Genomic DNA, 10,518 nt, shown 5'->3' on the forward strand with positions numbered 1-10,518 from the left:
CCTGTGGACAACCCGGAGGGTTCAGGAAACCGGCAGCTCAGGAGCGTCCCGCGCGGTCGTCGGCCACCGGGGCGGGGGGCGGGCGGCCCCCGCCCCCCCCCCACCGCCGCGGGCCCCGCCCCCCCCCCCCCCCCCCCCCGCGCGGACCCGTCCGTCAGTACGACAGGTCTCGCTGCTCCTCGATCAGGCGACCGGCGATGCGCAGGTTGCCCTCGGAGTCGAGAATCGCGATGATCTTCTTCGTGGAGCCGTAGTGCGTCGTGAAGTAGATCTTGTCCGCTTCCTGGGAAGTGGAGTAGTTCGTGTTAACCGACAGCTCGATGCTCACCGGCGAGCTGATGAGCACATCCTTCTTGGGCGAATCCGGGTAGACCTGGTTCTGCCGCAGCCTGACCCGGCCGTGGGTGTCTCCCTCGTCCCAGTCCGTCGCCAGCCCGAGATCGATATCTGCCATGATGTGCCCCCTCTTGACCATGGCGGACCTCTTTTGTTCCAGAACTCCGGACACACACGAAGTGACGTGCCCAAATGCCGGGAAAGTCCGCTCTCTCTTCGATGTCGGGCTCACGAGACCTCTCGCGAACCCGCTGAAAAGCTACACACGTTTCACCCTTCCCGGCGATGAGGGTTCACAGTTGCCTCTTCTCTTCCGCACAGAGGACTTTGATGGCGGCATATGCAAATATCTGATCGCTTCCGGATCGGTTCAGAGCACTTCCCTGTCGCCACCCCGGTAGGTGCGTGACGGGTTCGACCATCCGGTCCCCACGACGGTCCGCTGACTCCTCCGGTTCGGCGCCGACGGGACCGCTGGACATCGGCACACAGGCTCCGGGACGCCCGCCGATCCGGCTCAGCAGGCGAGCCGGTCGTTCTTGACGGCGGTGAGGAACGACGCCCAGGCGTCCGGGCCGAAGGCGAGGGCCGGGCCGTGCGGGGTCTTGCTGTCGCGCACGGGGACGGTGCCGGGGAGGTTGCCGGCGACCTCGACGCAGTCGCCTCCGTTGAGGTTGCTGTAGCTGGACTTGCGCCACCGTGCGGCGGTTATCTCGTACGGGGAGGTGGTCATGGAAGCTCCTCCAGGAGTCGGAGTAGGAACTCCGCCGAGTCACGCGGGGACAGGGCGTGGTCGCGCAGCCGATCGTAGCCGACCTGGAGTTCCTCGACCCGGGCCGCTTCCTCGATCAACTCCCCGCTGTAGGCGGTCTCCACCCATGCGACGGTCCTGCCGTCCAGGAGTCGCAGGAACGCCGTGTCCGTGTGGCTCAGTTCGCGCAATCCGGCTCGAAACGGGAGAACTTGCAGTATCACGTTCCACAGCTCTGTCGTATCGACCAGATACTTCAACTGCTCGCGCCATACCGTGGCGTCCGGCAACGGGCGGCGCAGAACGGCCTCGTCGAGAATCGCTCTGAGCTGAGGCGCGCCATCGCCCGTCAGGACATCTCTGCGGCTCATGCGCGCCTTCACCTGTTGTTCCAGTTCGTCGCCTGGACGCAGGCCACCCAGCGTCAACAGCTCACGGGCGTACGCCTCGGTCTGGAGCAGTCCCGGCACGACACCGGGTGAGTACTTCTGAATACTCACCGCCTCGCCCTCGAGTGCCATGAAGCGGCGGTACTTCTCGCGGAACCGGGTGGCGTCCCCGGCCGCCAGCTCCCACAGGGCCAGTAGCAGGCCAGGAGTGCCGTAGTACTGGTCGAGGGCCTGGGCGACGTCCGGGCTGCCGATGGTGTGGCCGCTCTCCATCTTGCCGAACAACGACCAGTCCCAGCCCAGCGCCTCGCCCAGTTTCCGCAGGCTGTCGCCGCGTTCGGTGCGCAGGGTGCGCAGCTCCTCGGCGAACCGCCGGCGCGGTTCCTGACTGCGGCCCGTGACCACTCTTCTCGGCGGCATCGCGTCCCCCTCCGTGGAATGTGTGGAAGCGGCACCGGGCGGCCGGGAAGGGCTTCCCGGCCACGGGTGTTCGCGCTCCACTCCGGTTCATGCTCGTAAAGCGAACGCGACCGACGGTAGTCGTGATGTCGCTTCTCGCACATGGATACGGCGGAGGTATCACACCATATGGTGATGGAAGGTTCGCATCAGGTTGGAGAGCAACGGATCGGGGAGGCGGAGGCGGCCCGTGACGCGCTCGCCGAGGCGCTGCGGCGGGCGGGGATCCGGTTCCCGGCCGTGGACGTCCGCGCCCCTGTCCGCACGTACAGGGGCGCGGACGGGGCGGCCGGTTACGCGATGGTGGTCCTCGGCGAGTGCTCCGCGCCGGTGGCGCGGGAGTTGGCGGCCGTCATCGAGCGGGGTGCGGTGTGACGCCGCCTCCGTTCGCCCCGGCCGTCGAGCGCCCGTGGCGCGACGGGTGGCCGCTGCCGGCGCACACCGACGACGCCAACGGCTGGACCACGGGCGGCTGCTGGCTGTACTGCCGCCGCGACGGCGTACGGGTGCTGTGGATCGGTTCGGTGCGCACTCCCGGTGCGGCGGGCGACGTGTACGCGTGCGGCCCGTGCATCGCGGAGCTGGACCACATGGTGCGCCTCCAGTCCCACGGCCGGGACGAGCCGCCCGGCAGAACGGACGGAACGGACCGCGCGACGGGGACCGTTGCGTGCGGGCACCGGCGGATCGGGAGGCTCGGCGGCAGGGTCCGCTGCCGCGACTGCGGGCGGCAGATCTACCTCTGAGCAACCGCCGGGGCCATAACACCGTGCTATGGCCAAGTGGTAGTACCCAGCCCGTTCCGCTTCCGGGAACCTGGTGCCTCCCCCACAGGTCACACGCGAACCACCGCGTGTCTCCGGAAGCGAGGAATCCCTTGCGAATAACCAGGCTCGTCCCCGCCCTGATCGCGGCCATGGCCGCCGTCCTCTCCCTCTTCGTGCTGGCCCCCGCCGCCTCCGCCAAGGAGGCGCCCGGCAGCGGCGGCCCGCAGCCGATCATCGGCGGCGGCTACGCGCAGAACGCGCCCTGGGCCGCGCGGCTGTTCTCCAACGGCCGTGAGACGTGCTCCGCGACGATCATCGCGCCGACCTGGATCCTCACCGCCAGGCACTGCGTCAGCGGCGGCGGGCTGTCGTTCCGCATCGGCAGCCTCGACCAGCACAGCGGCGGCACCGTCGCCAACGGCACCCAGATCTACAACCACTCCTCCTCGGACCTGTCGCTGGTCCGCCTGGACCGCTCGGTCTCGGCGACCTACGCGCGCCTGGGACAGCCGGGCTCGGTGTGGGTCAACCAGACCGTGCAGGTCTACGGCTGGGGCGCCACCTCCCGGTGCGGCTCCGAGGCCAACTGCCAGTCGCGGTACCTGAAGGTCGCGAACGTGATCGTGACCGGCGGCTGCTACGACGCCTACTACGGTTCGGCGATCTGCGCCCGCCGCGGCGACGGCATCACCGCGGGCGGCGACTCCGGCGGCCCGATGATGGCCAACGGCGTCCAGGTCGGCGTCGCCTCCACCAGCGACCGGCAGACCACCACGGCGTACACCAACGTGACGGCCTACCGCTCCTGGATCCAGTCGATCGCGGGCGTCTGACCCCACGCGGCCCGTTCCGGCGGCAGTCCCTTCTCCGGGTCCTCCCCGTTCCGCCCCGGCGGAACGGGGAGGACCCGTTTTCCGGTTCCGGGCGGGACCGCCCCGCTCAGAGCGTCTCGCTGAGGGTGTCGGCGATGCGGCGGCGGGCGGCGCGGGCGGCGGGGACGGCCGAGACCGCGACCGCGCCCACCACGGCCGCGGCGGCCACCAGCAGCAGGACGCCGGGGTGCGGGGTCTGGGCTATGCCCGCGCCGATGCCGCTGGAGCGGCCCTGCGCGTCGATCAGCCACCGTCCGGCGGCGGCTCCCAGCACGGTGCCGGCCAGGGCGGCGGCCAGGGCGGTGAAGGCGGTGGAGACGGTGATCACGCCCGCTGTCTGGCGCGGGGTCAGGCCGATGGCCTTCAGCGCGAGCAGATCGCGTCCCCGGTCGCGGACGCGGGCGCCGATGACGGTGGACAGTTCGGTGAGGCCGATCAGGGCGAGCACGGCGATCAGTCCGGCGAGGACGCCGCGTACTCCGGCCAGCTCGTCGGCGGGGTTGGCCGGCTCACGCACTTCCAGCCGCCCGCCGGAGGAGGCGGCCAGGTCGGCGCCGACCTGGCCGGCGTCGGCGCCGTCGCGCAGGACGAGGTGGTGGAGGTCGGGTGCGGCCGGGCCCGGGCCGTCGCCCAGGTCGAGGTTGTCCAGGGAGGTGGAGATCACCCGTCCGCCGTCCTCGGGTTCGATGGAGCGGCCGGTGATGTGGAGGATCTGCGGGCGGCCCTGGACGGTCATCCGCACCCAGTCGCCTACGCGCACGTCCAGCAGGTCGAGCAGTCCCTGTCCGGCGACGGCCTCGTCCGGGCCGTCGGGGAGGCGGCCCTCGGCGAGGGCGAAGGGATAGGGGTCGGCGTCGGTGCCCAGGCCGCGCAGGGTGATGGTGGCGGTCTGGCCGGGGACGAGGGCCTCGGCCTCCGCGCCGGGGTGGACGGCGGTGACGTCGGGGTGCGCGGCCAGCAGCCGCTCGGTGCGGGCGCGGTACCCGGCCCCGGAGGCCGCGCCCTCGGGGGAGCCGTCGCGCACGGTGAGGGCGGCGGGCAGGCCGATCTCCTCCGGGCGTCCGTGGAAGCGGTCCACGGTGGCCCAGGCGCCCAGCGCGGCGGTGATCATGGCCAGTGGCACGGCCAGGCGCCCGACGGCGGCCAGCGAGCGGGCCCGGCCGGGGAACGCGCCGCGCCAGCCGAGGACGAGGGCGGGCGGCACGTCCCGGCCCAGGGCGCGCCGCTCGGGCGGGGTCAGCGGGCCCAGGCCGCGCGGCACCGCCGTACGCGCCACCGGAACGGGCGGCACCCGCCCGGCGCGCCAGGCGGCCAGCGAGGTGGCGGTGGCGATGAAGAGGACGGAGGCGCCGGTGGTGGCCAGCACCGTCCAGGTGTGGCCGGGCAGTTGCCGCCACACGTCCACCGCCTCGCCGATGCGGCCGGGGACGCGCGCGCCCAGCAGTTCGGTGACGGCCGCCCCGCAGGCGACGCCGAGGAGGGCGAAGCCAAGGTGCTGGACGAGGAAGACGCGGACGACCTGGGCGGGAGTGAAGCCGATGGCCTTCAGCACCGAGATGTCGCGCAGGTGGCCGTGGACACGGGTGCTGATCGCCCCGGCGACCGCCAGGGCCGCGGCCAGCAGCGCGCCGAGTCCGAAGAGGGCCAGGAGCAGGCCGAGCAGCCGCCCCTCGCCCTCGGCGTCGGCGCGGGCCTGCTGCCAGCGGGTGACCTGCGAGACCTGGTCGGTGCCGAGGGCGGTGACGGCGCGCTGGACCATGAAGTCGGTGTCGACGGGGTCCTCCAGGCGCAGTCCGACGGTCTGCCCGGTGCGCCCGGGGTCGGGCTGGACCGTCTCCAGTCCCTCTTCCGGCAGCCAGCCGGTGCCGGGGGTGTCGCCGGGGGCGTAGCGGGGTTCGGCGGTGTCGGCGACTCCGACGACGCGCAGCGTGTGCTCGGTGCCGCGCGCCCCCCGTACGGAGAGGGCGTCGCCCGGTTCGGCCCACAGGGCGCGGGCGAGGGAGCCCTCCAGGACGATCTCGTCGGCGGCGCCGGCGGCCGGCCAGCGGCCGGCGGTGATCAGCGGGCGTCCCACCCCGGGCGGTTCGGGTCCGGTGGCGCGCAGTTCCGCGCTCGCCCGCGCGCCGCCCAGTTCCACGGTGGTGCGGGCGGTGCGGAAGGGGCCGGCCAGTCCCGCGACGCCCTCCAGGTCGCGCAGCTGTTCCGGCCGGGCGCCGTCGCGGGTGTGGATCCACACGTGCGCGCCCTCGGACTGGGTGAAGACCCGCTGCCAGGGGTCGGCCGTGTAGGAGAACAGGGCGCCGGCGAGCAGCAGGGAGGCGATGATCCCGGCCGTGGCCAGTACGGTGAACAGCGCCTCGCCGCGGTGCGCCCGCAGGTCGGCGTGGGCCCAGCGCAGGGTGGCGCGCACGTCGTCTCAGTCCTTCAGTTCCAGTACGCCGGCCACGCCCTTGCCGCGCCGCCGCGCACCCGGGCCGCCCGCGTCCAGGGCGGCGTCGTCGGCTATGCGGCCGTCGAAGAAGCTGATCACGCGGTCGGCGGCGCTGGCCATACGGGCGTCGTGGGTGACCAGCACGATGGTCTGGCCGCGTCCGTGGAAGCGGGAGAGCAGGCGCAGCACCTCGCGGGTACCGCGGCTGTCGAGGCTGCCGGCGGGTTCGTCGGCCAGCAGCAGGTCGGGGTGGTTGACCAGGGCGCGGGCCAGGGCGACACGCTGCTGCTCACCGCCGGACAGCTCGCCGGGCATGCTGCGCTCCTTGCCCTCCAGGCCGAGTTCGGCCAGGAGTTCGGCGCGGTCGGCGCGGGCGCCCCTGGGGCTGGTGCCGGCCAGCAGGGCGGGCAGTTCGACGTTGTCGGCGACGGTGAGGTTGGAGACGAGGTTGAAGAACTGGAAGACGATGCCGATGCGGCGGCGGCGCAGCACCGCCCACTGGGACTCGCCGTAGGAGTCCAGGCGGGTGCCGTCGAACCAGATGCTGCCGGCGTCCGGCTTCTGGAGTCCGCCGAGCAGGTGGAGCAGGGTGGACTTGCCCGCGCCGGACGGGCCGGTGACGGCGACGAACTCGCCGCGCGAGACGGTCAGGTCCACACCCCGCACCGCCCTGGCGGGGGCGCCCTCGCCGTGGTGGGTCTTGGCCAGGCCCTCGGCCCGCAGGAGAGGGGGCGGGCCCGCCGGTGCGGCGGGGTCCGGTGCGGCGGGCTCCGGTCCGGCCGGCGCCTGGGAACGGCTCATTCCAACTCCTCCTGACAGCGTTCCAGCCAGTCGAGGTCGGCCTGGAGGTGCAGCATCGCGCCCTCGATCAGCAGTTGCGCCACCCGGTTGTCCCGGTCCTCGGCCGCGGCGAGCCGGGACAGCTCGCGCATGGTGTTGAGGTACTGGCGGCGCTGCTTGTTGATCAGTGCGATCTGGTCGGCCAGGCCGGTCTGCGGGGCGATCGCGAGCTTCATGAAGAACTCGTCCCGCACCCGGGGTTCGTCGGTGGGCTCCTCGAACCACGCCCGCACCGCCTCGCGCCCCGCGTCGGTGAGCCGGTAGATCCGCTTGTTGGGCCGGGTGGACTGGGCGACGTCCTCGCCCTCGATCAGCCCCGACTTCTCCAGCCTGCCCAGCGTGACGTAGACCTGCCCGACGTTCGGCTGAGGGTACGCGGCGCCCAGCAGCTTCTCAAGGGCGCCCTTGAGCTCGTATCCGTGGGCGGGACCGGCCGCGAGGAGGGCCAGGAGCGGCAGACGCACGCGCGTACTCCTCCTCCCCGTCCCGTACCGGGCCGGTGCCTGGCCGGCTGCCCCTCCCGGGCGGCGGCGGCCCGGTCGGCGGTGCGCCGGCTGTCTGTCGGTCGGCGTCTAGTATCGCCCATGGCCAACGGGTATATATGAGCGTCCGGTGCTCGCCGGCCGCCGGGTCGGTCGCGCACGACCGGTGCGCTGGGGAGGGGCCTATGCGGTGGACGCGGGCCGCGGGGAGGGGGCTCCTGGCCGCGGCCGTGGTGCTGGCGGGTTACGCCGGACCGGGCTCGCCGGCCGGCGGGGGGCCCGCCGGGCCGGCCCCGCACACCGGGGGGCGCGGCCCGGTCACCCTGGTCACCGCCGGGGATCTGACCGACTATCTCGATCCGGTGCTGGAGGACTGGAACCGCGCGCACCCGGGCGAGGAGGCCACGCTGGTGGAGCTGCCGGACTCCGCCGACGAGACCCGCGCCCAGATGGTCACCGGCCTGCGCTCGGGCAGTTCCCGCTTCGACGTGCTCAACATCGACGTGGCCTGGACCTCGGAGTTCGCGGCGGCGGGCTGGATCGCCCCGGTGGACCCCGGCCGCTTCCCGCTGGACGCCTTCCTTCGGCCGGTGGTGGACACCGCCACCTTCGGCGGGCGGCTGTACGCGGTGCCGTACGTGACCAACGCCGGGCTGCTGTACTACCGCGCGGACGTGCTGGCGAAGGAGGGTGAGCGTCCGCCGCGCACCTGGGCCGAGCTTGAGCGGCTGGCGAGGGAGGTCGCCCCCCGGCACGGACTGGACGGCTACGCGGGCCAGTTCCTGCCGTACGAGGGGCTGACGGCCAACGCAACCGAGGCGGTGCGCTCGGCGGGCGGCTCGTTCCTCGGCGACGAGGGCGCGACGGTGACGGCCGGCTCCGGGGCGACGGCGCAGGGGCTGGCCTTCCTGGCCGACGGGGTGCGCGAGGGCTGGATCCCGGAGGAATCGCTGACCTGGAAGGAGGAGGAGTCGCGGCAGGCGTTCCAGGACGGGCGGCTGCTCTTCCTGCGCAACTGGCCGTACGTGTACGCGCTGGCCGGCGGCGAGGGGTCGAAGGTGGCCGGGAGGTTCGAGGTGGTGCCGCTGCCCGGCCCGGACGGTCCGGGCGTCAGCGTGCTGGGCGGCTCGAACCTGGCGGTCAACTCCCGCTCCCGGTACCCGGAGACGGCGGCCGACCTGATCGCGTACCTGACCGGTGAGCAGGTGCAGCGCCGGGTGCTCACCGAGGGGGCGCTGCCCCCGGTGCGGGAGTCGCTGTACTCCGACCCCGGTCTGGTGCGCGACTTCCCCCATCTGCCCACTCTGCGCGAGAGCGTGCTGGCGGCCGAGCCGCGCCCCAAGAGCCCGCGCTACGACCAGGTGAGCCTGGTGGTGCAGGCGGTGGTGCACGACGCGATGGCGGGCCGGCAGACCCCGCGGCAGGCGGTCGCGCGGCTGGTGCGCGAGCTGCGGTCCGTCGCCGGCGAGGGCTGATTCCTTCCCCGGCGCCACCCCCTCTCTCCTGCATACACGTTAGGCACTGATCAGCTTCCCTCGACGCCTCCCGGCGTTCCCGTTCCGGACATAACAGGCCATACAGGGCGACTTCCCGACCATGCGTTGACACCTCGATGACACCCGTACATAACATGTATGTATAACGGCGGTTCACGAACCATGCGCTCCGCGAGCAGGAACGGGATCACGAGGGATGCTCACGGCCACGACCGACCACGGCCTCCCGGCGCGTCCCGCGTCCGCACCCCGCTGACCTCCCGGACCCCCCGGGCCGGCCGACCCCGAGAAGGACACCGTGAACACAGCAGACAGCACAGGCCGTACCGCCAGACGCGCCGCGGCAGCCGGCGCGGCGGCGCTCGTACTCGCCCTGACCGCGTCCGCCTGCGGCGGCGAGGACACCACCACGGGCGGCGACAAGGGCGGCCAGGAACTGAAGGGCGAGACGGTCACGGTCGCCGGGGTGTGGACCGGCGTGGAGCAGAAGAACTTCCGGAAGGTGATGGACGCCTTCACCGAGAAGACCGGTGCCGAGATGAAGTTCGTCTCCACCGGCGACAACGTCTCCACCGTCGTCGGCTCCAAGATCCAGGGCGGCAACGCGCCGGACGTGGTGATGGTCCCGCAGGTCGGTGTGCTCGAGCAGTTCGCCGACAAGGGCTGGCTCAAGCCGCTGTCGAAGACCGCCGACGACCGCGCGCGCGACTACTTCGCCCCGGTGTGGAAGGAGTACGGAACGGTCGACGGCGTCTTCTACGGCCTGTACTTCAAGGCATCCAACAAGTCGACCGTCTGGTACGGCCCCGAGGCCTTCGAGCAGGCCGGCGTCACCCCGCCGAAGGACTACGACGGGATGCTGGAGGCCGGCCGGACCCTCTCCGACTCCGGCGTCGCCGCCTTCTCCGTGGCGGGCGAGGCGGGCTGGCCGCTCACCGACTGGTTCGAGAACATCTACCTCTCCCAGGCGGGCCCGGAGATGTACGACAAGCTCGCCGCCCACGAGATCCCCTGGACCGATCCCTCCGTCGTCAAGGCCCTGACCACCCTCGGCGAGCTCTTCGGCGACAGGGAACTGGTGGAGGGCGGCGGCGCGGGCGCGCTGCGCACGGACTTCCCCGAGTCCGTCGAGAAGGTCTTCGGCGACGACCCGAAGGCGGGCATGGTCTACGAGGGCGACTTCGTCGCGGGCCTGATCAGCGGGCAGTTCGGCAAGAAGGTCGGCGAGGAGGCCAAGTTCTTCCCGTTCCCGGCCGTGGACGGCGGCGAGCCGCCGGTGGTCGGCGGCGGGGACGCGGCGGTCGTCCTCAAGGACGGGGAGAACACCGACGCCGGCATGAGGTTCGTGGAGTTCCTGGCCACCCCGGAGGCCGCCGAGGTGTGGGCCGGGGCCGGCGGCTTCATCTCCCCCAACGAGGCCCTGGACCTGGACGCGTACCAGGACGAGACCACCCGGCAGATCGCACAGTCCCTGGTGGAGGCCGGCGACGGCGTGCGGTTCGACATGTCCGACCAGGCTCCGGCCGCCTTCGGCGGCACCCAGGGCGCCGGCGAGTGGAAGCTCCTCCAGGACTTCCTGCGCGACCCCTCCGACCCGGAGGGCACCGCCGAGAAGCTCGAGTCCGCCGCGGCCAAGGCCTGGAAGAAGAGCTGAGGCGGAAAGCGCCGATGTCCGCCACGACTCCCGCCGTGCCG

General features: G+C 72.5%; 11 protein-coding genes. 5 read left to right on the forward strand and 6 right to left on the reverse strand.

Translation table 11 applies throughout. The features are described from left to right. Positions 1–154 precede the first annotated feature (154 nt). The 3 genes from AC2CJA_RS18925 to AC2CJA_RS18935 form a co-directional block, all read right to left on the reverse strand. On the reverse strand, positions 155–454 hold the full coding sequence (locus AC2CJA_RS18925) for a DUF6342 family protein (RefSeq protein ID WP_484603892.1): 300 nt from the start codon (positions 452–454) through the stop codon (positions 155–157). A gap of 399 nt (positions 455–853) precedes the next feature. After that, positions 854–1,069: a DUF397 domain-containing protein gene (locus tag AC2CJA_RS18930; RefSeq protein ID WP_484603893.1), complete on the reverse strand. Its 216-nt coding sequence runs from the start codon at positions 1,067–1,069 to the stop codon at positions 854–856. After that, positions 1,066–1,896 (reverse strand): helix-turn-helix domain-containing protein, encoded by an 831-nt coding sequence (locus tag AC2CJA_RS18935; protein WP_484603894.1) that lies wholly within the window; start codon positions 1,894–1,896, stop codon positions 1,066–1,068. The genes AC2CJA_RS18930 and AC2CJA_RS18935 overlap by 4 nt, the downstream gene beginning before the upstream one ends. 174 nt (positions 1,897–2,070) lie before the next feature. Between AC2CJA_RS18935 and AC2CJA_RS18940 the strand changes: the two genes are divergently transcribed. From AC2CJA_RS18940 to AC2CJA_RS18950, 3 genes are all read left to right on the forward strand, one after another. Continuing rightward, complete coding sequence (locus tag AC2CJA_RS18940) at positions 2,071–2,310, forward strand: hypothetical protein (RefSeq protein ID WP_484603895.1); 240 nt, start codon at positions 2,071–2,073, stop codon at positions 2,308–2,310. Next, a complete protein-coding gene (locus tag AC2CJA_RS18945; RefSeq protein ID WP_484603896.1) occupies positions 2,307–2,681 on the forward strand; it encodes a hypothetical protein in 375 nt (124 codons plus the stop codon). Before AC2CJA_RS18940 ends, AC2CJA_RS18945 begins: the two co-directional genes overlap by 4 nt. A 131-nt stretch (positions 2,682–2,812) precedes the next feature. Further along, the gene (locus AC2CJA_RS18950) at positions 2,813–3,535 is read left to right on the forward strand and encodes a S1 family peptidase (RefSeq protein WP_241717670.1); all 723 of its coding nucleotides are present in this window, start codon (positions 2,813–2,815) and stop codon (positions 3,533–3,535) included. Between the two features lie 106 nt (positions 3,536–3,641). Here AC2CJA_RS18950 and AC2CJA_RS18955 read toward each other — a convergent pair whose 3' ends face one another. Genes AC2CJA_RS18955 through AC2CJA_RS18965 form a run of 3 tightly spaced genes read right to left on the reverse strand, consistent with a single transcriptional unit; the run spans position 3,642 to position 7,309 of the window. Further along, positions 3,642–5,984: an ABC transporter permease gene (locus AC2CJA_RS18955; RefSeq protein WP_484603897.1), complete on the reverse strand. Its 2,343-nt coding sequence runs from the start codon at positions 5,982–5,984 to the stop codon at positions 3,642–3,644. 6 nt (positions 5,985–5,990) lie between these two features. Then, positions 5,991–6,806, reverse strand: a complete 816-nt coding sequence (locus AC2CJA_RS18960) for an ABC transporter ATP-binding protein (RefSeq protein WP_484603898.1) — start codon at positions 6,804–6,806, stop codon at positions 5,991–5,993. Then, entirely contained in the window at positions 6,803–7,309 is a 507-nt protein-coding gene (locus AC2CJA_RS18965) for a PadR family transcriptional regulator (RefSeq protein ID WP_484603899.1), read from the reverse strand. Before AC2CJA_RS18965 ends, AC2CJA_RS18960 begins: the two co-directional genes overlap by 4 nt. A gap of 203 nt (positions 7,310–7,512) precedes the next feature. On the opposite strand from AC2CJA_RS18965, the gene AC2CJA_RS18970 reads away from it, so the two are divergent. Both AC2CJA_RS18970 and AC2CJA_RS18975 read left to right on the forward strand, forming a co-directional pair. Next, a complete protein-coding gene (locus tag AC2CJA_RS18970) occupies positions 7,513–8,802 on the forward strand; it encodes an ABC transporter substrate-binding protein (protein WP_484603900.1) in 1,290 nt (429 codons plus the stop codon). A 319-nt stretch (positions 8,803–9,121) separates the two neighbouring features. Continuing rightward, positions 9,122–10,477: an ABC transporter substrate-binding protein gene (locus AC2CJA_RS18975; RefSeq protein ID WP_484603901.1), complete on the forward strand. Its 1,356-nt coding sequence runs from the start codon at positions 9,122–9,124 to the stop codon at positions 10,475–10,477. The last annotated feature ends 41 nt before the right edge of the window (positions 10,478–10,518 follow it).

It is taken from the genome of Streptomyces sp. ATLC9 (genome assembly GCF_057196705.1).

Excerpts from the sequence above, each read along its gene's own strand:
- AC2CJA_RS18925 (WP_484603892.1), bottom strand. The coding sequence starts at position 454 with ATGGCAGATATCGATCTCGGGCTGGCGACGGACTGGGACGAGGGAGAC.
- AC2CJA_RS18930 (WP_484603893.1), bottom strand. The coding sequence starts at position 1,069 with ATGACCACCTCCCCGTACGAGATAACCGCCGCACGGTGGCGCAAGTCC.
- AC2CJA_RS18935 (WP_484603894.1), bottom strand. The coding sequence starts at position 1,896 with ATGCCGCCGAGAAGAGTGGTCACGGGCCGCAGTCAGGAACCGCGCCGG.
- AC2CJA_RS18940 (WP_484603895.1), top strand. The coding sequence starts at position 2,071 with ATGGAAGGTTCGCATCAGGTTGGAGAGCAACGGATCGGGGAGGCGGAG.
- AC2CJA_RS18960 (WP_484603898.1), bottom strand. The coding sequence starts at position 6,806 with ATGAGCCGTTCCCAGGCGCCGGCCGGACCGGAGCCCGCCGCACCGGAC.
- AC2CJA_RS18970 (WP_484603900.1), top strand. The coding sequence starts at position 7,513 with ATGCGGTGGACGCGGGCCGCGGGGAGGGGGCTCCTGGCCGCGGCCGTG.